This window comes from Burkholderia sp. WSM2232 (assembly GCF_000472545.1).
Classification (GTDB): Bacteria; Pseudomonadota; Gammaproteobacteria; order Burkholderiales; family Burkholderiaceae; genus Paraburkholderia.
In genome coordinates this window covers 44,986-67,151 of the sequence record NZ_AWZV01000014.1, presented here as the reverse complement: position 1 = coordinate 67,151, position 22,166 = coordinate 44,986, and the positions used below count along the sequence as shown (strand labels likewise).

16 protein-coding genes and 1 tRNA gene are annotated in these 22,166 nt (G+C 62.2%); 11 read left to right on the top strand and 6 right to left on the bottom strand.

Annotated features, from left to right (window positions below):
* The first annotated feature begins 25 nt into the window (after positions 1-25).
* The 4 genes from glnA to F757_RS0114690 all read left to right on the top strand — a co-directional run bounded on the left by glnA (position 26) and on the right by F757_RS0114690 (position 6,616).
* Entirely contained in the window at positions 26-1,441 is a 1,416-nt protein-coding gene (gene glnA, locus F757_RS0114705; protein WP_013338740.1) for a type I glutamate--ammonia ligase, read from the top strand.
* 142 nt (positions 1,442-1,583) lie between these two features.
* The gene (gene glnL / locus F757_RS0114700) at positions 1,584-2,726 is read left to right on the top strand and encodes a nitrogen regulation protein NR(II) (protein ID WP_027212060.1); all 1,143 of its coding nucleotides are present in this window, start codon (positions 1,584-1,586) and stop codon (positions 2,724-2,726) included.
* A 47-nt stretch (positions 2,727-2,773) separates the two neighbouring features.
* Positions 2,774-4,288 carry a nitrogen regulation protein NR(I) gene (gene ntrC, locus F757_RS0114695; RefSeq protein WP_027212059.1) on the top strand — a complete coding sequence of 505 codons (1,515 nt, stop codon included), beginning with the start codon at positions 2,774-2,776 and terminating at the stop codon, positions 4,286-4,288.
* 183 nt (positions 4,289-4,471) lie between these two features.
* Positions 4,472-6,616 carry a prolyl oligopeptidase family serine peptidase gene (locus F757_RS0114690; protein ID WP_027212058.1) on the top strand — a complete coding sequence of 715 codons (2,145 nt, stop codon included), beginning with the start codon at positions 4,472-4,474 and terminating at the stop codon, positions 6,614-6,616.
* A 6-nt stretch (positions 6,617-6,622) separates the two neighbouring features.
* Here the strand turns inward: F757_RS0114690 and xth are convergent, their stop codons facing one another.
* Complete coding sequence (gene xth / locus F757_RS0114685) at positions 6,623-7,399, bottom strand: exodeoxyribonuclease III (protein WP_027212057.1); 777 nt, start codon at positions 7,397-7,399, stop codon at positions 6,623-6,625.
* A gap of 191 nt (positions 7,400-7,590) precedes the next feature.
* Between xth and F757_RS0114680 the strand changes: the two genes are divergently transcribed.
* The 5 genes from F757_RS0114680 to F757_RS0114660 all read left to right on the top strand — a co-directional run bounded on the left by F757_RS0114680 (position 7,591) and on the right by F757_RS0114660 (position 11,006).
* Entirely contained in the window at positions 7,591-7,878 is a 288-nt protein-coding gene (locus F757_RS0114680; RefSeq protein WP_027212056.1) for a hypothetical protein, read from the top strand.
* A 100-nt stretch (positions 7,879-7,978) separates the two neighbouring features.
* Positions 7,979-8,055: transfer RNA gene (locus F757_RS0114675), tRNA-Met, on the top strand.
* Positions 8,056-9,243: 1,188 nt separating this feature from the next.
* The gene (locus F757_RS35795) at positions 9,244-9,744 is read left to right on the top strand and encodes a PAAR domain-containing protein (protein WP_198021398.1); all 501 of its coding nucleotides are present in this window, start codon (positions 9,244-9,246) and stop codon (positions 9,742-9,744) included.
* 82 nt (positions 9,745-9,826) lie between these two features.
* A complete protein-coding gene (locus F757_RS0114665; protein ID WP_027212055.1) occupies positions 9,827-10,546 on the top strand; it encodes a M35 family metallo-endopeptidase in 720 nt (239 codons plus the stop codon).
* Positions 10,518-11,006 (top strand): hypothetical protein, encoded by a 489-nt coding sequence (locus tag F757_RS0114660; RefSeq protein ID WP_156923615.1) that lies wholly within the window; start codon positions 10,518-10,520, stop codon positions 11,004-11,006. The genes F757_RS0114665 and F757_RS0114660 overlap by 29 nt, the downstream gene beginning before the upstream one ends.
* 364 nt (positions 11,007-11,370) lie before the next feature.
* Here the strand turns inward: F757_RS0114660 and F757_RS0114655 are convergent, their stop codons facing one another.
* A complete protein-coding gene (locus F757_RS0114655; RefSeq protein WP_027212053.1) occupies positions 11,371-12,066 on the bottom strand; it encodes an aspartate/glutamate racemase family protein in 696 nt (231 codons plus the stop codon).
* Positions 12,067-12,293: 227 nt separating this feature from the next.
* Here F757_RS0114655 and F757_RS0114650 point away from each other — a divergent pair, with 227 nt between their 5' ends.
* The gene (locus tag F757_RS0114650; RefSeq protein WP_027212052.1) at positions 12,294-13,586 is read left to right on the top strand and encodes an amidohydrolase family protein; all 1,293 of its coding nucleotides are present in this window, start codon (positions 12,294-12,296) and stop codon (positions 13,584-13,586) included.
* A gap of 262 nt (positions 13,587-13,848) precedes the next feature.
* Here the strand turns inward: F757_RS0114650 and F757_RS0114645 are convergent, their stop codons facing one another.
* Positions 13,849-15,966 (bottom strand): M3 family metallopeptidase, encoded by a 2,118-nt coding sequence (locus F757_RS0114645; RefSeq protein WP_027212051.1) that lies wholly within the window; start codon positions 15,964-15,966, stop codon positions 13,849-13,851.
* A 294-nt stretch (positions 15,967-16,260) separates the two neighbouring features.
* Here F757_RS0114645 and F757_RS0114635 point away from each other — a divergent pair, with 294 nt between their 5' ends.
* On the top strand, positions 16,261-17,415 hold the full coding sequence (locus F757_RS0114635; protein ID WP_027212050.1) for an acyltransferase family protein: 1,155 nt from the start codon (positions 16,261-16,263) through the stop codon (positions 17,413-17,415).
* Between the two features lie 257 nt (positions 17,416-17,672).
* Here the strand turns inward: F757_RS0114635 and folD are convergent, their stop codons facing one another.
* From folD to fixL, 3 genes are all read right to left on the bottom strand, one after another.
* On the bottom strand, positions 17,673-18,533 hold the full coding sequence (folD, locus tag F757_RS0114630) for a bifunctional methylenetetrahydrofolate dehydrogenase/methenyltetrahydrofolate cyclohydrolase FolD (RefSeq protein ID WP_027212049.1): 861 nt from the start codon (positions 18,531-18,533) through the stop codon (positions 17,673-17,675).
* Between the two features lie 337 nt (positions 18,534-18,870).
* Positions 18,871-19,515, bottom strand: coding sequence for an oxygen response regulator transcription factor FixJ (gene fixJ, locus F757_RS0114625; protein WP_006051254.1), 645 nt, complete (start codon positions 19,513-19,515; stop codon positions 18,871-18,873).
* The gene (gene fixL, locus F757_RS0114620) at positions 19,512-22,028 is read right to left on the bottom strand and encodes an oxygen sensor histidine kinase FixL (protein WP_035466833.1); all 2,517 of its coding nucleotides are present in this window, start codon (positions 22,026-22,028) and stop codon (positions 19,512-19,514) included. The genes fixJ and fixL overlap by 4 nt, the downstream gene beginning before the upstream one ends.
* Positions 22,029-22,166 lie beyond the last annotated feature (138 nt).

Genomic DNA, 22,166 nt, shown 5'->3' with positions numbered 1-22,166 from the left:
GAATTCGTTAATCAGGAGATAGGTTATGAGTAAATCCGTGGCCGACGTCGTTCAACTCGTCAAAGACGAAGACGTCAAGTTTGTCGACTTCCGTTTCACCGACACGCGCGGCAAAGAGCAACACGTTTCGGTGCCGGTGTCGGCATTCGATGAAGACAAGTTCGAAAGCGGCCATGCGTTTGACGGTTCGTCGATTGCCGGTTGGAAGGGCATCGAAGCATCGGACATGTTGCTGGTCCCGGACGCGAACACGGCCTTCATCGATCCGTTCTACGAAGAGTCCACGCTCGTGCTGACCTGCGACGTCGTCGAACCGGCGGACGGCAAGGGCTATGAGCGCGACCCGCGCTCGCTCGCCAAGCGCGCTGAAGCCTATCTGAAGAGCTCGGGTCTGGGCGACACCGCCTTCTTCGGTCCGGAGCCGGAATTCTTCATTTTCGACTCGGTCCAGTGGAACACGGACCAGTCGGGCTGCTTCGTCAAGATCGGTTCGGAAGAAGCACCGTGGTCGTCGTCGAAGGAATTCGAAGGCGGCAACACCGGCCACCGTCCCGGCACGAAGGGAGGTTACTTCCCGGTCGCTCCGGTCGACACGTTCCAGGACATGCGCTCGGAAATGTGTCTGCTGCTCGAGCAGATCGGCATTCCGGTCGAAGTGCATCACCACGAAGTGGCGGGCCAGGGCCAGAACGAAATCGGCACCAAGTTCTCGACGCTCGTGCAACGCGCCGACTGGTTGCAGCAGATGAAGTACATCATTCAGAACGTCGCGCACACGTACGGCAAGACGGCTACGTTCATGCCGAAGCCGATCGTCGGCGATAACGGTTCGGGCATGCACGTTCACCAGTCGATCTGGAAGGACGGCCAGAACCTGTTCGCGGGCAACGGCTACGCAGGCCTGTCGGAATTCGCGCTGTTCTACATCGGCGGCATCATCAAGCATGCTCGCGCGCTGAACGCGATCACGAACCCGTCGACGAACTCGTACAAGCGTCTCGTGCCGCACTTCGAAGCACCGGTGAAGCTGGCTTATTCGGCCCGCAACCGTTCGGCATCGATCCGCATTCCGCACGTGTCGAATCCGAAGGGCCGCCGTATCGAAACGCGCTTCCCGGATCCGATGGCCAACCCGTACCTGTGCTTCTCCGCGCTGATGATGGCGGGTCTGGACGGCGTCCAGAACAAGATTCACCCGGGCGAAGCCGCAGACAAGAACCTGTACGACCTGCCGCCGGAAGAGGATGCAAAGATCCCGACCGTGTGCGCCGGCCTCGACCAGGCTCTCGACGCGCTGGACGGCGACCGCGAATTCCTGACTCGCGGCGGCGTGTTCACGGATTCGATGCTCGACGCGTACATCGAACTGAAGACGAACGAGCTGCAACGTTATCGTCAGTCGGTGCACCCGATCGAATTCGAAATGTACTACTCGCTGTAAGCGGCAATGGCGCTTCGCCCTTTGAACGGCGAAGCGCGTTGTCCGACGCTCGCGATCGGTCACGAAGGGACGGCGGCGCCGTCCCTTTTTCGTTAGACCGGCGCAGGGATTTGCCACCATCTCCTATCGGCCAGACTGCAAGATGGTTCTAAAGAATCTGATCAAGACGAGAAAAGGGCACGTCGAGACGCTGTCGGACGATGCACAGCTAGTCGCCTCCGGACTGTTGCAGGGCTTCGAGGCACTGCCGACCGTCGTGCTGATACTCGAGAAGCGCACGCTGCGGGTGGCGTTCGCGAATCCGTCGGCGGAGTCGATGCTCGAGCTCTCGCGCAAGCAGCTCACGCAAATGGCGTGGCCTGACATCTTTTCGAATGCGGACGAACTCGTCGCGACTATCACCGCGATTGCCGCGCACCGTTTCCACGCGACGCATCGGGACGCCGTACTCGAGCGGCCTGGCCACGAGCCGCTGCACGTGCACGCGATTGTCGGCTATCTGGAAAGTGCGCAAGACTATGTGCTGCTGGAACTGTTCGAGAACGAGCGGCATTTGCGCACCGACCGCGAAGAGCGCATCAACGATCTCACCGCGGTCAACAAGCAGCTCATTCGCAATCTCGCGCACGAAATCAAGAATCCCCTCGGCGGCATTCGCGGCGCGGCGCAGTTGCTCGAATTCGAACTGGGAGAGCGGCAGCGCGACGAGCTGCGCGAGTACACGCAAGTGATCATCAAGGAATCGGACCGGCTGCAAACGCTGGTCGATCGTTTGCTCGAGCCGCACCGTCATCCGCATATCGTCGGCGACGTGAATATTCACGAAGTATGCGAGCGTGTGCGCCAGGTGATTCTCGCCGAGTTTCCGCGCGGCCTCACTATCGAACGCGATTACGACGTGAGCGTGCCCGACCTGCGCGGCGACAAGGAGCAACTGATCCAGGCGCTGCTGAACATCGTGCGCAACGCGGCCGAAGCATTGCGCGAACGCATCTCGCAAGGCGACGCGCGCATCGAGTTGCGCACGCGCATCGCGCGCAAGATCACGATCTCGAAACGTTTATGTAAGCTGGCACTGGACTTGCATATCGTCGATAACGGCCCGGGCATTCCCGAGGACATTCGTGACCGCATTTTCTATCCGCTCGTATCGGGGCGCGAGGACGGCAGCGGTCTCGGTCTGACGCTCGCGCAGACGTTCGTGCAACAACACGACGGCCTGATCGAAGTGGAAAGCCGGCCCGGCCATACCGAGTTTCAGATTCTGCTGCCGCTCGACTACTGACACGCCTGCGCACATCGCAAGCATCTCAAGACTTCTGACAGACCTATATGAAGCCGATCTGGATAGTAGACGACGATCAATCGATTCGCTGGGTGCTTGAAAAAGCGCTCGCTCGCGAAAACTTCGCGACGCGCAGCTTCGCAAATGTGCGCGAGGCGTCGGCGGCGCTCGAGCACGAAAGCCCGCAGGTGCTGGTGTCCGACATCCGGATGCCCGGAGGCTCCGGCCTCGAATTGCTGCAAACCGTGCGTGACAAGGTGCCGGGCTTGCCGGTCATCATCATGACGGCATTCTCCGATCTGGATAGCGCGGTGGCCGCGTTCCAGGGCGGTGCGTTCGAATATCTCGCGAAGCCCTTCGACGTCGACAAGGCAGTCGAGTTGATCCGCCGCGCGGTGGACGAAAGCATGCGCGGCGAACAGACGTGGGACGAGCGCGTCGCCGATGCACCTGAAATGCTCGGCCAGGCGCCCGCGATGCAGGACATGTTTCGCGCGATCGGCCGCCTGTCCCATTCCGCGGCAACTGTGCTCATTACCGGCGAATCAGGCACCGGAAAGGAACTGGTCGCTCGTGCATTGCACCGACATAGCCCACGCGCGAACGGTCCCTTCATTGCGCTGAACACCGCGGCAATTCCAAAAGATCTGTTGGAATCCGAACTATTCGGTCACGAGCGCGGGGCGTTCACCGGCGCGCAGGCGATGCGCCAGGGCCGCTTCGAACAGGCCGAGAACGGCACGCTGTTTCTCGACGAAATTGGCGATATGCCGTTCGATTTGCAGACGCGCTTGCTGCGTGTGCTGTCCGACGGCCAGTTCTATCGCGTGGGCGGGCACAATCCGCTGCGCGCGAACGTGCGCGTGATCGCGGCGACGCACCAGAATCTCGAGTCGCGCGTGCGTCAGGGGCTGTTTCGCGAAGACCTGTATCACCGCCTCAATGTCATCCGTCTGCGATTGCCGGCGTTGCGCGAGCGCAGCGAGGACATTCCGCTGCTCACGCGACACTTTCTGCAAAAGAGCGCGCGTGACCTGGGCGTGGAGCCGAAGCGCGTGTCCGAGGAAGCGCTCGCCTATCTCGCGTCGCTGCCGTTTCCGGGCAACGTGCGGCAGTTGGAGAACCTCGCTAACTGGCTCACGGTGATGGCGCCTGCGCAGACCATCGAGATCAAGGACTTGCCGCCGGATCTCGGTCCCGCTCATTCCGGCGCGACGGATCTCGCCGGTGGCGGCGCCGTGATCGGCGCTGCGGACGCAAGCCTCGCGGCGACTGCGCCGCTCAATGGCGCGAGCCCGACCGCGCAGCTGAGCCCGGCGGGGGGCATGCCGGTCGCCGCGCCTGTCAGCGCATGGGAAGGCGGCTTGCGCACGGAAGTCGCGCGCATGTTGCGCGAGAATTCGGCGGACGTCATGGACGAACTCGCGCGCCGTTTCGAAGCAGCAGTGATTCGCGAGGCGCTCGACTTCACGCGTGGGCGCAAGGTAGAGGCGGCGGAGCGTCTTGGCATTGGCCGTAACACGATTACGCGCAAGATTCAGGAACTCAATCTCGAGCCCTGATCGCCCCTGGCTGGAATGCGGCGGCCGGCCTGGTTGTGGTCCGGTCGGCCGCCGTTGTCTGCGCGGCTTCGCGTTCAGGCGGCAGCGCTCATGCGGGTGTGAATCGCGGCGCAGGCCGCACCACATCCGCGGCTCTTCACCCGGCAAGGCATAATCAACGCTGTTTCCTTCCAACAGCCTACGATGCCTTCTGCTTCTGCCGTTCCCTCACCCTGGCCGCTTTCCCCCGATCCGTTCCTCTGGCTCGAAGCGCTCGACGACCCCGAAGCTCTCGCATGGGTCGAACAGCAGAATGCCCGCACGCGCGTCGCGTGGTGCAGCGGCGCGCCATTCGAAACGCTGCGGCAACGGCTGGCCGATGCGTACTTGCCCCGTGAACGCCCGGTTATTCCAGACAGATGGAAAGAGTGGGCGTACGACCTCTGGCAGGACGAGCGCAACCCCAAAGGTCTGTGGCGGCGCACCAGTTGGGCAGCGTGGCGCGGCGGCAAGCCCGACTGGCAGAACCTGATCGACTTCGACGCGCTGGGCGAGGCCGAAGGCACGCCGTGGATGTGTGTCGAGCTCGATATTCTTTATCCCGACGGCGATCGCGCGTTGATCACGATGTCGCCGGGCGGCTCGGACGCGCTGGTGGTGCGCGAGTTCGATATCGACGCGCGCCGTTTCGTCGACGACGGATTTGCGATCCCGAAGGCGGGTAAGCACACCGCATCGTGGATCAACCGGGACACGCTTTACGTGGGCTGGGACAATGGACGCAAGAGCCTCACGCGCTCCGGTTATCCGCGCGAGGTGCGGCGCTGGACGCGCGGCACGGCGCTCGCCGACGCGCCGGTGGTGTTCAGGGGTGCGTATAGCGACATCGGCGTGGAAGCACACTACGATCCGGTGGAAGAGCGGCATACGGTGGTGAGCAGCGTCGATTTCTTCGACTCGCACACGTATTACCTCGACACAACGAAGGAGGCCGCTGTTGCCGCCGATGCCTGGCGTCGTTACGAGGTGCCCTCGCATGTCGCGGTGAGCGGCTGGCACGGTTGGCTGTTGCTCGAGCCGCGCCTCGACTGGCATTGCAATGATCACGTGTACCCAGGCGGCGCATTGCTGGCGATCCGCGAAGACGCGTTCCTGCGTGGCGAGCGTGAGCTCACGCCGCTGTTCCTGCCAACGTCGCAGACTTCCGCGTGCGAATGGACCCATACGCGCAGCCAGCTCATCGTCTCGTATCTCGAAGACGTGCAGAACAAAACCCTGTTGTTTGCGCCGACACAATCCGCCGACGGCACATGGCAGTGGCATGAGCGCGTTTTCCCGTCGCGCGAGGACGGCCAGGCGGAGGTTTCCCCGGTGGAGTCGACGCTGAATGACGAGGTGTTCGTCGATACCGACGACTACCTGCAACCGCCGGCGTATTGGCTCGCGGATCTTGCCCGCGATGATCTCAACGACTGGGAGTTGCTCGACCGCTGGCCGACGCAATTCGACGCGACGCGCTTCGCGGTGACGCGCGGCCATGCCGTTTCGGCGGACGGTACACGTGTGCCTTACACGGTGATTGGGCCGCGCGAGATGCAGGCCGCTGAGCACGCAGACAAGACAGAACAGCCGGGCGCCGCCCCGCACGCGCGGCCGTGCCTGTTAAGCGGCTATGGCGGCTTCGCGATTCCTTTGCTGCCGAGCTACCTGACGGGGCAGGGCATTGGCTGGCTCGAGCGCGGCGGCGTGTACGTGGTCGCGCACATACGCGGCGGCGGCGAGTTCGGCACGCGCTGGCATACGGCGGCGCAAGCCCGGCATCGGCAGCGCGCGTTCGACGATTTCATCGCGGTGGCCGAAGCGCTCGTGGCAAGCGGCGTGACGAGTGCCGCGCAACTCGGCATTCAGGGCGGCAGCAACGGCGGGCTGCTGGTGGCGGCGTGCATGGTGCAGCGGCCTGAGCTGTTCGGCGCCGTGGTCTGCGAAGTGCCGCTGCTCGACATGAGCCGCTATCACCTGTTGCATGCGGGTGCTTCATGGATCGACGAATACGGCGATCCTGACAATCCCGACGACGCGCGCGTGCTTGCCGCTTACTCGCCCTATCACCGGGTGTCGGCGGGAGTGAAGTATTCGCCGGTGCTGTTCACCACCTCGAGCGCCGACGACCGCGTGCATCCCGGCCATGCGCGCAAGATGGCCGCGCGCATGCAGGCGCTTGGCGTGGACAACGTGTGGTATCGCGAGAACACCGAAGGCGGTCACGGCGGCTCCGACGAACTGGAGCAGGCCGAGCATGATGCGATGGTGTTCGGATTCTTGTGGGAGACGCTGGCCGTTTCGGCTTGAGGTCTATCAGCCGAGCTGCGCGACGACCGGGGCGTGATCCGACGGCTGATCCCACTTGCGCGGCACCTTGTCGACTTCGCATGACGTACAGGTTTCGGCAAGCGGCCTCGACAGCAGGATGTGGTCGATACGCAGACCCGCGTTGCGGCGAAACGCCATCATCCGGTAGTCCCACCACGAGTAGATTTTTTCGGGCTGCTCGAACTGACGGAACGCGTCGACAAGGCCCAGCTCGGTCAAGCGCACGAACTCCGCGCGTTCTTCGGGCGACACCAGATTCTGGCCTTCCCACGCCTTGGGATCGTGCACGTCGCGGTCGTCCGGTGCGATGTTGTAGTCGCCAAGCAGCGCGAGCTTTGGATACAGCGCCATTTCGCTTTGGACCCAGTCGTGCAGCGCAGCGAGCCAGCGCAGCTTGTAGGCGAATTTGTCGGTGCCGGGCGCCTGGCCGTTCGGGAAATAGGCGGAGATGATGCGCACGCCGTCGACCGTCGCGGCCACCACGCGCTGCTGCAAGTCGTCAAAGCCCGGAATGTTTCGCACGATGGTGGTTTCGTCGACGCTGATTCCTTCGCGAACGAGGATGCCTACGCCGTTGTACGTTTTCTGGCCCGCGAACCAGCTCCGGTAGCCTTTCTCTTGCAGCTCCGCGCGCGGAAACTTCTCGTCGGGGAGTTTCAGTTCCTGAAGACATAGCACGTCGGTGCGGCTCGTTTCGAGCCAGTCGATCACATGCTGTTGGCGGACCTTGAGAGAGTTGACGTTCCAGGTAGCGATTTTCACGGGAAATTCTCGGGCTGAATGGCGCAGGAGCCGTAGCTTACCAGCGTGTACGCGCGGCAGACGATTTTCGCGCGGCGAGGGCGCGCATGGCCGACTGAAAATAAAAAGCCGGTGTGTGCCACGCGCGGCGTATAGTAGGGATCACACTCACAGTTTGACTACTCAGGCACCAGCGTGCAGCGGAGGGCATCATGGCTCGAACTTACCCGGCGATTTATAAGGACTTCGAAGTGCACCCGCTGGTTTTTTCGCGGGAATTCGGCAAGTTCGACGGTCACAAGCGTGATGCCGAAGGCTATGACGTCGCAGTGCGCGTGTGTCGGCCGGGCGCGATTAGCGGGTCGAAGGCGAGCCGCGTGTTTCGTCTCGTGCTGCCGGTCACGTTTGCGGACTTCGGCGTGGCCAAGCGCAGCGCGAGCCAGTACGGTGCGGATATTATCGACGGCAAGATCGAGGGCGCGACGGTTCAGGATCTTTGAGCGCGCCGGTGCCGGCTTGCGCCCTTGCGTGCTTCACGCAGAATTCGTGTGCGATTGTTTGACGTTTTACCCGCGTCCCTATACAATCTCTTTTCTCTGACGCGGGGTGGAGCAGTCTGGCAGCTCGTCGGGCTCATAACCCGAAGGTCACAGGTTCAAATCCTGTCCCCGCAACCAATCGCCGTAGTGCATGTAGACGGTTTCCTGAATCCGGAGTGATTGCCTGAGTTTGCTGTCAGGACAATCGCCGTGTTTATTGCTGACATGCACGAAAAATGAACCCGCCTTGAGCGGGTTTTTTTGTGTCTGTCTGTTTTGCCTCGCTATATGTGTCTGTACCGGTTGGCGCGCGGCGTCGCGAATACGAAAAGACCAGGACACGTCACGCTGCCTTCCCCGTCAATCGTTTGACGCTGTCGCGCATTGACCCACGCCATCCCAACCTCCCGTAACAGGGCATTAATGCGCGTGCTCGCACGGTTGAAGCGCTCGACCGTCGGCCGGTGACCCACCGGTTGGATGGTCGCGATATGCGCGGCCAGGGTGGCTCGATGCAAGCCGCCAGCGTTCCGTGAGGCTTACTTTCCGTAGTTTCATTCGTGCGTGTCGATGCATTCGCGACGGTAGCGCGGTTCAGACGTTCATTCGCCGTGCGCCCGTGAGCAATCGTGCGACATGTTCAAAAGTTGCTCGCATCGCATCTTACATGCGGAACTCGAATAGGCACGGAAACAGCACCGCGAGCCTGTGAGTATTTGCGTGAACAGCGAGCATAGGCGACGACGACCAATGCCTGCGGCAGTGGCGGAGGCGGCCGAGCTGGCGTCGTGCGTGTGAAACCTGCGTGATCGGATCGTTCCCGGTCAGCAACGTCCGCTCTCATAGTGTCCTGGTGCAGCGCCCGCAACGATGACATGCCGCCACGCTCGACGGCGTGTCGCAGCATGTCACGCTGGGCGGCCGCTTGGCCGCAGTACAGGGTCTCGCATGCAAAGGGACGCCGGAAAACCTGGACACGAAAAGCCCGCATTGCGCGGGCTTCTGTTAGCAGGCACAGCAGCGAGCGTCTGATTCACAAATGGCACAAGAATTATCGCTGTGTGGTGACCTGGCCTTTATTTTCCTGTCCGAGGCCTTTTTCGGATTTCTCTGATGGGCTTCGCCAAGCGGTCCGTCATGATCGGCAAACGCAGCCGCAGCTATGTCCGCGCCGATCACTCGCCCACGTTCCATTGCTGGCGTTCGTGTCTCCCGGGAGGATGGCGAATGCCGGAACAGCAGGAACGCAAGCGCACATGCGTGCGCTAGCGAGGGTCGACGCGCGGAACTTGACAAACCTTTGTACCAAACCTCCAGGGAATGCTAATGTTTGATCGACTTGCAGCCGACGGCGACCGCACGACTACAGGCGGCCAAATAATGGCCTATAGCGACTTCTTCAACGAGGGAGGCAAGGCGTACGCGCGAAGTGGAAACAAGGCGACATGTGGTTACTGTAAAGGTGCTTGGGAAATAGCAGGAACAGCCACAGGCTGGATGAACAACGGCGATGCGCTAGTGCGAGACATGGATTGGGTGTTGTGTCCATGCGGGAAAAATCGTGTTCTTGCGGCGAGCGGTTCCAACGCATTCTATTCAGAAAACGAAGAGAGATATACAGTCGAGCAGACGCCGAAAGCATTTGTGTACGATCAGCAGTACACACTAAAGGATACGGACGGCCAGCCGTTGTCGAACGTGCGCTATCGCGTGAGCGTGGGATCGGCAGTTGTAGCTAGCGGCACCACGGACTCTGGAGGACGCACCCAACGAATCGCGACCGAAGACGCGCGACGTTTAACACTCGAAATTATCGGAGCAGTGTGATGCGCGTTGCTGCGGTCAACTGCATATGCAATTGACGAAGACATGCGCCTGCCGAACTCTGTATTGAAGGGGGCACACAAAGATGCGTAACTTTGGAAACGACAACAAGTATCAATTCGACGCGCACCAGAACGAAGAATGGTTCGAAGTTCACTCTACTGCGGTCACAAACACGAATCCGGGATCGATGGTCCATGTAACGATTGACGTCACACCGATTTGCCCGAATATGACCGACAACGAATTCCGCGTGATAGCAAAACGCCTGCTAGGTTGGGCTGTTACTCTGGTCGAGCGCCGGATTGGAGACCTGAATCGCAATGATGCCGCGACAAAACAACGGATGATGTACTGGTTCAATCGAACGGATGATAGTACGCGTCAATACCTGCTTGCGGGATTTTCCCGCCACTTGGCCGCCCTCCGAGATTTGACGCCGGCTTGTCTCGTACGAAGCGACCCCGATTTGGACAGAATGCTGGGCTGCATGCCAAATTTAAAGAATGTCGATCGAGAAGCTGCGCACGTATGCGGGCCTAACACGGAACGCAGGCTAATAAGTATCGGCATGAAATTTTGCAATGGCCTCCGCGACCAGAACATGTTTGGCGATTCACGCCTGTCCACACTAATTCACGAAGTAACGCACTTCTCCGATACGTTCGGCAGCGGTGACCGGAGGTACGGCCTGGACCCAACAGCCGCCGAATGGGCCCGCAATAATCCGGACGAAGCGCTCCGTAACGCCGACACGCTGGCAGGATATGTTGTGTATGGTGAACCGCTTTTTGCCACCCAATAGAAAGCTTTCCATGATCAGCATAAAGGGTATTCAATATACGATGGTAGCTCTGGCACTTGGTTACGGGCTGACTGCCAGAGCAGAATGCAACGGTTCGATGAACTTGCCGCCTGAGCAGGTACAGATTGCTTTCGAAAGTAACGGCGCCAAGGTCTCTGAATATGAGAGGAAACACCTTCGCAGATGGGTAGCGATGACTAATTCGAAATATGCGATCCAGAACTGGATAACGATCGTAGGTAGTGCAGAGTCAGGTGAACGCGCACCGAAGGAGCTAGCCATGCGCCGTGCAGTTGCTGTCGCCACGGAAGCACTCGAAGACGGATTGGTGAATGCGCCGTTGCAGATCAAGACACAGGTTTATCCGACAGGCAGTCCAGGACAGGTCCACAGTGATAGCCGCGAAGTCATCGTCGAAGTAAGTCCCGGCTGTCCCAACAACTGTTGCGACGAGCAGTAAATTGGCGTTGCTTTGGCTGAGCTTTTTTATAAGAGCTCGAGATAGTCCCGGCCCCGCTTCGGTGGAATTTCGTTAGAGCCTTGAACATCGAGTCGCGCTTGCACCCCGGCCACAGTCCGCGCCACACCCATCCGCCCGCCGGCATCTAATCGGTTGACGCAGTGAATTGCCGCCGGTCGGTAGGGGACATGCCGACTGCGCCCGCTCCACGCGCGAATGTCGTTCGGCAACGCATGCCAGTGCTCATGGCGTCCTCAGCGATCGAGCGGCACTATGTGTGCGCAGTTCTGCTAGCCGCAGCGCTGCGCACAATCTCGGATGCGTGTCATTGCCTCAGTCCCCCACCACGCTCCGTCCGCTCAAATCACCCCCCAATCGCCCATTCCACCGCCGCTTGCGCATGCAACGCCGTGGTATCGAAAACAGGCAGGACGGAATGTTCCGGCTTGATCAGCAACGTGATTTCTGTGCAGCCAAGAATCACTGCCTGCGCCCCGCGCTCACGCAGCGATTCGATCACACCTTGATACACCCCGCGCGATTCGCGCTTCACGTCGCCATGACACAGCTCGTCGTAAATGATGCGATGCACGTGGGCGCGGTCCGCTTCATCCGGTACCAGCGTGTCCAGGCCGTAGCGCTCGCGCAGCCGCCCCGTGTAGAACGTCTGCTCCATCGTATAGCGCGTGCCGAGCAGGCCGACCCGCTCGACGCCCGCGGCGCGCAACGCGCTGCCGGTCGGATCGGCGATATGCAGAAACGGCACGTGAATGGCCCGTTCAATCGATTCATACACGCGATGCATGGTGTTCGTGGCAAGCATCACGAGTTGCGCGCCGCCGCGCTCCAGTTGGCGTGCGGCGTCGGCCATCTGCTCGCCGAGTGCGTCCCATGCGCCGGCACGCTGGTCGGCTTCGACTCGTGCGAAATCCACGGTCAGCATCAGGCTGCGGGCGTTGTGATGGCCGCCCAAGCGCGCCTTGGCGTGACGGTTCAGCAGCCTGTAATACTCGGCGGAGGATTCCCAGCTCATTCCGCCAATCACACCTATCGTTTTCATCTGCGCACACCCGAACCCGTAACAATGAGCCGAGTATAGGCGCGCTGCCGCCCACGTTGCCGATACGGATTTCGTCGTGCCCGCCGGTACGGAACACCAGGTCCAGCCTGTGCAGGCAATACCGCACGTAGCGCCGCAGAATCCCCAACAAAACCCCGCGCCGCCTTTCTGACGCCGCTAGAATCGTCATCAGTCACGACGCCAACGCCCACAACAAGGAGCGGGATATGGACCTGATCATCCGCCGCGCGATGCTGCCGCCGCGCTTCGCGCGGCAAACGAGGCATGCGGTAGACATCGGCATCGAAGCAGGGCGCATCGTCGCCGTAGAGGCACGACTGGCCGCCGTCGCGCGCGAGGAAATCGACGCCGCGGGCTCGCTCGTCACGCCGCCCTTCGTCGATCCGCATTTCCATATGGACGCCACGCTGTCCTATGGCCTGCCGCGCGTGAACGCGTCGGGCACGCTGCTTGAAGGCATTGCGTTGTGGGGCGAATTGAAGCCGCAGCTCACGCAGGAGGCGCTGATCGAACGCGCGCTGCAGTATTGCGATTGGGCGGTGGCGCGCGGGCTGCTGGCGATCCGCAGTCACGTCGATGTATGCGATCCGCGCCTGCTCGCCGTCGAGGCGCTCGTCGAAGTGAAGCGCCGCGTCGCGCCGTATCTTGACTTGCAACTCGTGGCCTTTCCGCAAGACGGCGTACTGCGCAGTCCGGGTGCTTTCGAGAACCTGAAGCGCGCCATCGCATTGGGCGTCGACGTGGTCGGCGGCATTCCGCATTTCGAGCGCACCATGGCCGACGGCGCGCAATCAGTGCGCATGTTGTGCGAGTACGCGGCGGAGCAGGGCTTGCGCGTGGACATGCATTGCGACGAGTCCGACGATCCGCTCTCGCGTCACATCGAAACGCTCGCGGCCGAAACGTTGCGTCTCGGTTTGCAGGGGCGCGTAACGGGTTCGCATCTCACGTCGATGCATTCCATGGACAACTACTACGTGAGCAAGCTGTTACCGCTGATGCGCGAATCGGGCGTGTCGGCCATCGCGAATCCGCTCATCAACATCACGTTGCAGGGACGCAGCGACACCTATCCGAAACGACGCGGCATGACCCGCGTGCCGGAGATGATGGCGGCGGGCATCAACGTCGCGTTCGGTCACGATTGCGTGATGGACCCGTGGTATAGCCTCGGCTCAGGCGACATGCTCGAGGTCGCGCACATGGGCTTGCACGTCGCGCAGATGACGGGCGTGGAAGGCATGCACGCATGCTTCGATGCGGTGACGGCAAACGGCGCGCGCATTCTCGGTCTGCAAGACTACGGCGTTGCGCCCGGCTGCGCCGCGAATCTCGTGCTGCTCGATGCGCGCGACCCCGTGGAGGCGATCCGCCTGCGCGCGGCGCGTCTCGCCGTGATTAGCCGTGGCAAAGTGGTGAGCCGCGCACCGGCGGCGCGCGCCGCGCTGTCGCTGGAAGGGCGCCCTGCGGAGGTTGATTTCAAGCTGCATCGCGATTGAGTGCCGCGCGCAGCGGACAAAGCGGGCGCAGCGGACAAAGCGGACAAAGCGGACAAAGCGGACAAAGCGGACAAAGCGGACAAAGCGGACGCGGCGCATAAAGCGCACGCAGCCGACAAAGCGCACAAGCACGATCGCACAAAAGCTCACAGGCAAACAAAAAGCCGGTGCCCGCTCGCGCGGAACACCGGCTTTCTCCTTGCGGCGCGGGCACACGAGAACCCGTGCCGCGCCCTTTACCTCAGCAGTTCACGCCATCCGATCAATGCGTCGCACCGGGCGCCATGCCGTTATGGCGCAGCAACGCGTCGATGTTCGGCTCGCGTCCACGGAACGCCTTGAACGATTCCATTGCCGGGCGGCTGCCGCCCACTTCCAGAATCTCCTTGCGATAGCGCATGCCGGTCGTCTGGTCGAGTACGCTGCCGCTTGCTGACTGCGCCGCTTCTTCGAATGCCGCATAGGCGTCGGCGGACAGCACCTCGGCCCACTTGTAGCTGTAGTAGCCCGCCGCATAACCGCCCGCGAAAATATGGCTGAACGTATTGGGCCAACGCGAGAAGGGCGCTTGTGGCACGACGTGAAAGCGCTCGTTGATCTCGCTCGCAAGTTGGGTCGCGTTCTTCGCGCCGCTCGCGTCGAAGCCGGTATGCAATTGCATGTCGAACATCGAGAACACGATCTGCCGCAACGTGCCGAGTCCGCTCTGGAAATTCTTCGCGGCGAGCATCTTGTCGAACAGTTCGCGCGGCAGCGGCTTTGCGGTTTCCACGTGCGACGTCATGTCGGAGAGCACGTCCCACTCCCAGCAGAAATTCTCCATGAATTGCGACGGCAGTTCAACGGCGTCCCACTCGACACCGTTGATGCCCGACACGCCGAGCTCGTCGACACGCGTGAGCATGTGATGCAGCCCATGGCCGAATTCGTGGAAGAGGGTGATCACTTCGTCGTGCGTAAAGCAGGCGGGCTTGCCGCCGACCGGCGCCGAGAAGTTGCAGGTGATATACGCAACCGGCGTTTGCACGCCGCCGTGCGTATGCTTGTGACGGCCGCGCGCGTCGTCCATCCACGCGCCGCCGCGCTTGCCTTCTCGTGCGTACAGGTCGAGATAGAACTGCGCGACGAGGCCGCCGTCCTGATTCTCGACGCGGAAAAAGCGCACGTCCGGATGCCAGACTGCCGCTTCGTCGCGGCGAATGCGCACGCCGAAAAGCGTCTCGGTCACCTTGAAAAGGCCTTTGAATACCGCGTCTTCCGGGAAGTACTGCTTGACTTCGTTTTCGGAAAACGAATAACGCTTCTGACGCAGGCGTTCGGCGGCAAACGTCATGTCCCAGGGTTGCAGGTCGGCAAGACCGAGCTCGCCCGCTGCGAATTCGCGCAACTCTTTCCAGTCCTGCTCCGCATGGGGGCGTGCGCGCGTGGCGAGGTCTTCGAGGAAAGCCATGACCTGTTCCGGCGACTCGGCCATTTTCGGCGCGAGCGAGACTTCGGCGAAGTTCCTGTAGCCGAGCATATGCGCTTCTTCCGCGCGCAGCTTCAACTGTTCTGCGAGCACGGACGTGTTGTCCCATTCGGGCTTGCCGTTGCCGTATTGCGGACCAAGTTCGGACGCACGCGTCACATACGCACGGTACATCGCCTCGCGCATCGGACGGTTCTCCGAGTACTGCATGACCGGAAAATACGACGGGAAATGCAGCGTGAATTTGTAGCCGGTCTTGCCTTCGCGTTCGGCCGCTTCTTTCGCGGCTTCAATCACGTCTTCGGGGAGGCCTGCCAGTTCGGCCTGCTCCGCGCCGTTGCGGGCTTCGACGAAATATGCATAAGCATTGGTCGCATCCAGCACGTGATCCGAAAACGCTTTGGACAACGCCGCCTGGCGTTCCTGCAATTCGGCAAAACGCGGCTTCTGGTCTTCAGGCAGTTCAGCACCGGACAGGCGGAAATCGCGCAGCGCATTGGCGAGAATCTTTTTGCGCTCGCTCGTGAGCGAAGCGAATTCGTCACTCGCATTCAGCGCCTTGTACTTCTCATACAACGCGAGATTCTGTCCGACGCTCGACCAGAACTCGGTGACACGCGGCAGGTTTTCGCCATACACGGCACGCAGTTCGGGCGTGTCCGCGACCGCGTTCAGATGGCCGACAATGCTCCACGCGCGCGACAGCGGTTCGGTGGCGCGCTCGACGGGCTCGACCACATCGGTCCACGAAGCAGGCGTGATGGGCGCGGCCGCGCGCTCGACGGCGGCCGCCGCATCGGCGAGCAGCACGTCGAGCGCGGGCGTGACGTGTTCGGGGCGGATTTCGCCAAAGCGCGGCAGGTCGGAGAAATCGAGGAGCGGATTGTCGTGATTCGAGACGGTAGTGGACATGAGGCTTCCTGTCTGACGCGGGTGAACGGGTATTCGGTACTTTAACCGGTGCGCGGCGCGGCGCGCGCGGCAGCGCCATCGGGCACCTGACATGGACATTATTGGGGCGGCCAGGCCGATTCCAATCGTCGGCATACAAATTACCAGATGTGGCGGCCCGCGGCGCTTTTGTGCGAAAGCGAACGGTGCGAAATGGTGCCGCGCCGCATGCTGACGTGTCTCTCGCCCGATTACCGGGTGAAACGCACAGCAACTGCAGCGACGCGTTGCGACGCTTTCCTGCCAGAGGTATAGATGCATCCGCTTTCGCACGCTCTATCGCGCAACGGCAACAACTTCGACCTCGTGCGGCTCGTGGCCGCCGTGTCCGTCGTATATGGCCATTCGTACCTGCTGCAGGCGCCGGATGGCACGAGCGACTGGGTTGAGAACGCGCTCGGTTTCGACGGTTTCGGCGCGCTCGGCGTGTATGCATTCTTTCTGTTGAGCGGCATGCTGGTGACCGCGAGCTTCGACCGTCAACGCTCGGTGCCGCGCTTTGCGGTGCTGCGCATCGCACGCCTGTGGCCGGCAGTGGCGCTCGGCTCGCTGGTGACGGTGTTCGTCGTCGGGCCGCTGTTCACGACGCTGCCGCTGCGCGAGTATTTCGGTTCCGGCATGACTTGGTTGAACCTGGACAACTTCTCCACCATCGTGATGAAAACCGGCTGGGCGCTGCCGGGCGTGTTCGAGCACAACCGCTTTCCCGTCTCGGTGTGCGGGCCGCTGTGGACGCTGCCGATCGAAGTGCGCTGTTATCTGATCGTGCTCGTGACCGGCATGCTCGGGCTTCTGTCGAGCCCGCGCGGCACGGTGCTGGCGGCGGCGCTCGGCATTGCCGCTTTCGTATTGCGTGTGCATTTGCCGCCGCATCTGACGCCGCATTCGCTGCCGCTTGTGCAGATCGGTTTGCGCGATTTCAGCGAAACACCCGGCGGCTACTCGTTCTGGCCGGAGCCGTTCTTCATGCTCGGCATGCTGCTGTATGGCTTGCGCGAGCGCATCAGTATCAACGGTCTGGCGGCGCTCGCTTTCACGATGGTGTTCCTGGTGTTCCGTGATACGGCGGGTGCGCAACCGCTGTTCTACCTGGCATTCGTGTACGCCGTGCTGTGGGTGGGGACGACGCCGCTCATGCGGCGGTTCGTGCCGCGCCATGATTACTCGTATGGCATCTACCTGTATGGCTTCATGGTGCAGCAATGCGTGGCCAGTCTCGCGCCGCAGTTGAACCATGTGACGGCTGTGCTGATCGCCGCGCCGGTGATCCTGCTGTGCGCGGCGCTCTCGTGGCATTGCGTCGAGCGGCCGGTGCTCACGTGGTGCCGTGGGCGTCTTGCACGTCGGCGAACGGTGCTGGCCGAAGCGCCACCCGTGGCAGAGCGGGGCGCGGGGCAAACCGTCCGCTGAAGAGGCAGCGAGCGCCCAGCTCGGACGGTGACGAGGGTGAGACGAGGAGCGCGCGACGGACGCAGAGGTGAGCGACGAGTTCAGGTTTGTGCGAGTCCGCGATGATCCGTATGCGGCGGGAAAGGCGGGAAAGGCGGGAAAGGCGGAAAAGCGCTGAAGCTGATCGCGCAGTAAATCGGGCAGGAGCGTGCCAAGCAGGTTGCGTAGCGAGTTGAAAGCGCGGGGCTAGCAGGTGCCCAGCGCTTTCCTTTTTCGCATCAGCCGTTTTTCGCCGCTTCGCGCTCGGCGGCTTCGATCGTGTTCACCAGCAGCATCGTGATGGTCATTGGACCGACGCCGCCCGGCACCGGCGTGATGTAGCCGGCCACGTCCTTCACGCCCGCGAAATCCACGTCGCCGCACAGCTTGCCTGCTTCGTCGCGATTCATGCCCACGTCGATCACCGCGGCGCCAGGCTTCACCATGTCGGCGGTGAGAATGTTGCGCAGGCCGGTGGCCGCGACCACGATGTCGGCGTTGCGCGTATGCGCGGCCAGATCGCGGGTCTTGCTGTGGCAGATAGTGACCGTCGCGCCGGCTTCGAGCAGCAGCAACGCCATCGGCTTGCCGACGATGTTCGAGCGGCCGATCACCACCGCGTTCGCGCCTTGCAGAGGAATGTCATAAGCCGCGAGCATTTTCACTACGCCATACGGTGTGCACGGGCGGAACAGCGGCTGGCCCGTGAGCAGCGCGCCGGCGTTGGCAACGTGAAAACCGTCCACGTCCTTTTCCGGCGCGATTGCCTCGATTACCTTGTGGCTGTCGATATGCGGCGGCAGCGGCAGTTGCACGAGAATGCCGTGAATGAGCGGGTCGCGATTCAGTTCATAGATACGCTCGAGCAATTCCGCTTCCGACAGGTCCGCCGGATAACGGTCGAGTGACGAACCAAGACCGTTGTCGTGACACGCCTTCACCTTGTTGCGCACGTAGACTTCGCTGGCCGGATTGTCGCCGACCAGCACGACGGCGAGGCCCGGCTGATGGCCGCGGGCGGTGAGGGCGGCGGCGCGCGCGGCGACGTCGGCGCGCAGTGTCTTCGAGAGGGCTAGGCCGTCGATCAATTTGGCAGTCATGGTCGGTCGAGAGGGACAGTGTGGTAAGCGGGGCAGCGTGCGTGCCGTGGACGATGGCGTTTTTCAGCAGCAACCGGTCGGCACATGAAAAGCGCGCGACGCCAATTGGCGGTAGGCGTCGCTGCGGAGTCCGTCATTATACCGGCGCGAGCGGCGAGGCCCACGACGTCCGCTGACGGATGCAATGCGCAGATGCAAGGCGCGGGTGCAAGGCGCCGCTGCGCGGGGCGCGAAGAACGGGAAGGTCCGGACGAGAACCCGGTGAGACGCCGGACAGGGCAGTCCGGCCGGAAGTGCGCGGCGCGCCGCGGCGAATGCCGCGCGCGCCGCCGTCGCCTTATTGCGCCGGTTGCGGCTTGTTGGACAACGCGAGTCGCAGCAGGTCGGCGACCGTGTTGACGTTGAGCTTTTCCATGATGTTGGCGCGGTGCGCTTCCACCGTCTTGATGCTGATGCCGAGGTCGTCGGCGATCTGCTTGTTCAGGCGGCCTGCAATGATGCGCTCGAGCACCTGATGCTCGCGCGCGGTGAGCTTGCCAAGGCGCTCGGCGGCCGCGCGCTGCTGCTGCACGCTGGTGCTTTCGCTGCGCGCCTTGTCGAGCATGCGCTCCACGAGCTTGCGCAGTTCGGCTTCGTCGAACGGTTTTTCGATGAAGTCCATCGCGCCTTTTTTCATCGTGGACACGGCCATCGGCACGTCGCCATGACCCGTCACGAAGATGATCGGCAGCGACGCATTGTCCGCGATCAGGCGTTCCTGCAGTTCCAGTCCGCTCATGCCGGACATCCGCACATCGAGAATCAGGCAGGCGATCTGGCCCGGATGCTGGTGCGGCTGCCACGCGTCGATAAACTGCTCGGCGCTGGAGAAGCACTGCACGCGGTAGCCGTTCGCCTCCAGCAGCCAGCGCAGCGAATCTCGCACGGCCTCGTCGTCGTCGACGACAAAGACAGTTTCCTGTGTGGTGACTGGGCTGTTCATAGCTCTCCCGTAACGGTTTGTGGTGTCGGTGCCTCGGACCCGCCGTTGCTCGGGCCGTCAGGCTCTCCAATAGGCAGACTGCAGTGGAACGTGGCGCCTGTGATGTGGCCGTCGGACTCGACGTTGTTGACCACCCACAGACGGCCGCGGTGCGATTCGATAATCGAACGGCAAATGTTCAGCCCCATGCCCATGCCGTCGGACTTGGTGCTGTAAAACGGTTCGAACAGCCGCTCGGCCGTTGCTTCGTCGACGCCCGGCCCCTGGTCGACGACGCTGATGCACACAAAGCCGCTCTCCAGCCGCACGACCACGCGGATCACCGGATCCACCGCGTGCGGCCGCGCTTCGGCCATGGCCTCGGCGGCATTCTTCAACAGGTTGACCAGCACCTGCTCGATCAGCACCGGATCGACATAAATCACCGGCAGCCGCGAGCGCATGTCGGTGACGATGCGAATGCGCCGCTTGCGCGCTTCGATTTCGGCGAGCCCCACGGCGTCCGCGACGATGTCCGATACGCGTGTGGCCTGACGCTTCGGCTCACTGCGTTTCACGAATTCGCGAATGCGCTTGATGATCATGCCCGCGCGCACCGCCTGCTGGGCGGTTTTTTCGAGCACGGGCAGCAGATTGTCAGGCGTTGTCCGACCCGATTTAACCAGTGCGACGGTTCCGGAGCAATAGTTGTTGATCGCGGCGAGCGGCTGATTCAGCTCGTGCGCGAGCGACGAGGCCATTTCGCCCATCGTCATCAGGCGGCTGGTGAATTGCAGCTTTTCATCCTGCTGACGCGACAGTTCCTGCGCCTGCTTGCGAGTGGTGATGTCCGTTGCGATCTGCATCTGCGCGAGGTGACCGTCCACCCACTGAATGTACTGACGGCGCACTTCGAACCACTTCTGGATGCTCTCTACATAGACTTCCTGCGCGTCGGCCGTGCTCTCCGTCAGCGCGGCGGCGGGCAGCCCGGCGTATGTGTCGACCATGTCGATGGAATCCGACGACGCCTGCGCGCTGTCGAACCCGCCGCCCGCCAGTTCCAGATGACCGTCCGGCCGAATGCCGAACAGATGCCGGTAATAGCGGTTGGCGAACAGCAGTTCGGCTTCGTCGGCGGCGAGCACAGACACCGCGGCGTCCAGACTCTCCAGCACGGTGGTGAAGCGCTCGTGCGCGGCGGCCAGTTCCTCGCGCGCGCGTTTCGGCTCCGTGATGTCCGTCATCGACGACATCCAGCCGGTCTGGCGGCCCGAGCTGTCGATCAGCGGCGACACGTAGAGACGCGCATGGAACATCGAGCCGTCCTTGCGTCGCACCCGCAATTCGAAACCGGAGGAGGGCGCCTTGCCGCGCAGCGTCATGTCGAGCTGGCGCTGCATTTCCGGATACGAGTCGCGCGGCCAGTAGGCGAACGGCGCGGTCTTGCCGACCAGATCGCTTTCGTCCCAGCCGGTCATGCGGCAGAACGCCGGATTCACGTGCGTGATGCGCCCGTGCATATCCAGCACGCGCATGCCGATCAGCACGGAGTTTTCCATTGCGCGACGGAAGAATGCTTCCGCATACAGCGCCTGCTGCGCCTCGAAACGCTGGCGCGTGTGCTTCCACAGACTCCACAGACTCCACAGGACGAAGCACGACAGACCCGCCACCAGCCACACCAGCGTGTTGTTGGTGAAGTTGGTCATCTGGGGGAACGCATAGACGCGCACCGAGACGCCCTGGCCCGGAGGGTCGAGCGGCAGGTCGTAGAACATGTCGCGCGGCAGGCGCGGGCGCGTGGACGTGGTGGTCAGCTCGCGATTGTTCGCGTCGATGATCGAGATCTTGTACTTGGCCGACAGCTCAGTCGGAATGTCGTGCTTGAGAATGCCTTCCACCGAAAATACCGCGGCAATCGAGCCAAGAAATTCGCGGTCGCGGAAAACCGGTGTCTGCAACGTGATGTAGCCGTTGCCGACGTCGTCATAAATGAGCGGCGAATACACCTGGCGGCGCGTGCTGCGCGCCTCGGCGAAGGCGGCTTTCACCGCTTCGTCCATTTGCGTGTCGTTGGGCTTGGCAAGCCGCTGCCCGAACACGGGCAGCGCCGTATTGGGCCAGCGCGGCTGCTGCTGGCTCGTGTACCAGTTCATGTAGAGGATTTCGGGATGCCCCTGCATGACGTCCGTGGTAGACGCCTGGAACGAATGCGGATCGGCGTGGCCGGCGGCGAGATCGCGCGCGAGCGCCTGAATCTGCTCCTGCGCGCCCGTCATGGAAAGGCGGATTTGCTGCTGCGCCCACGCGACGTTGCGATAAAGCGTGTCTTCCTGCTGTTGCTGCTCGCGCCGGTTCAAACTCCACAAGATCAGGCTCATGACGACCAGAAACACGAGGATCGACAGGAGCGGCGTCAGCAAATAGGAATTGGACCACCATGGCCCATGGTGCCAGCGGGAGGACGGCGACGAATCCGCCGGCGAACCAGCGGAGCGCGCCGATCGAGCGAAAAGCCGTTCGGTCAACATGCGTGGCATTGTAGCGCAGCGCGTAGCTGGCAAATGGCGCAAAAAATCGCGGAAAGTCCCGTTAATCGGCGCAAACTAGCCGACGTATCCCCGCAAAGGCAGTCAAATCAAGTTGCGCCGCAGCAATTTTCCGCATTA

Excerpts from the sequence above, each read along its gene's own strand:
- F757_RS0114655 (WP_027212053.1), bottom strand. The coding sequence starts at position 12,066 with ATGAAAACGATAGGTGTGATTGGCGGAATGAGCTGGGAATCCTCCGCC.
- F757_RS0114680 (WP_027212056.1), top strand. The coding sequence starts at position 7,591 with ATGGCTCGAACTTACCCGGCGATTTATAAGGACTTCGAAGTGCACCCG.
- fixJ (WP_006051254.1), bottom strand. The coding sequence starts at position 19,515 with ATGAACAGCCCAGTCACCACACAGGAAACTGTCTTTGTCGTCGACGAC.
- glnA (WP_013338740.1), top strand. The coding sequence starts at position 26 with ATGAGTAAATCCGTGGCCGACGTCGTTCAACTCGTCAAAGACGAAGAC.
- F757_RS0114660 (WP_156923615.1), top strand. The coding sequence starts at position 10,518 with ATGGTGAACCGCTTTTTGCCACCCAATAGAAAGCTTTCCATGATCAGC.
- folD (WP_027212049.1), bottom strand. The coding sequence starts at position 18,533 with ATGACTGCCAAATTGATCGACGGCCTAGCCCTCTCGAAGACACTGCGC.
- F757_RS0114635 (WP_027212050.1), top strand. The coding sequence starts at position 16,261 with ATGCATCCGCTTTCGCACGCTCTATCGCGCAACGGCAACAACTTCGAC.
- F757_RS0114665 (WP_027212055.1), top strand. The coding sequence starts at position 9,827 with ATGCGTAACTTTGGAAACGACAACAAGTATCAATTCGACGCGCACCAG.
- glnL (WP_027212060.1), top strand. The coding sequence starts at position 1,584 with ATGGTTCTAAAGAATCTGATCAAGACGAGAAAAGGGCACGTCGAGACG.
- F757_RS0114650 (WP_027212052.1), top strand. The coding sequence starts at position 12,294 with ATGGACCTGATCATCCGCCGCGCGATGCTGCCGCCGCGCTTCGCGCGG.
- ntrC (WP_027212059.1), top strand. The coding sequence starts at position 2,774 with ATGAAGCCGATCTGGATAGTAGACGACGATCAATCGATTCGCTGGGTG.
- fixL (WP_035466833.1), bottom strand. The coding sequence starts at position 22,028 with ATGTTGACCGAACGGCTTTTCGCTCGATCGGCGCGCTCCGCTGGTTCG.
- F757_RS0114645 (WP_027212051.1), bottom strand. The coding sequence starts at position 15,966 with ATGTCCACTACCGTCTCGAATCACGACAATCCGCTCCTCGATTTCTCC.
- F757_RS35795 (WP_198021398.1), top strand. The coding sequence starts at position 9,244 with ATGTTTGATCGACTTGCAGCCGACGGCGACCGCACGACTACAGGCGGC.
- F757_RS0114690 (WP_027212058.1), top strand. The coding sequence starts at position 4,472 with ATGCCTTCTGCTTCTGCCGTTCCCTCACCCTGGCCGCTTTCCCCCGAT.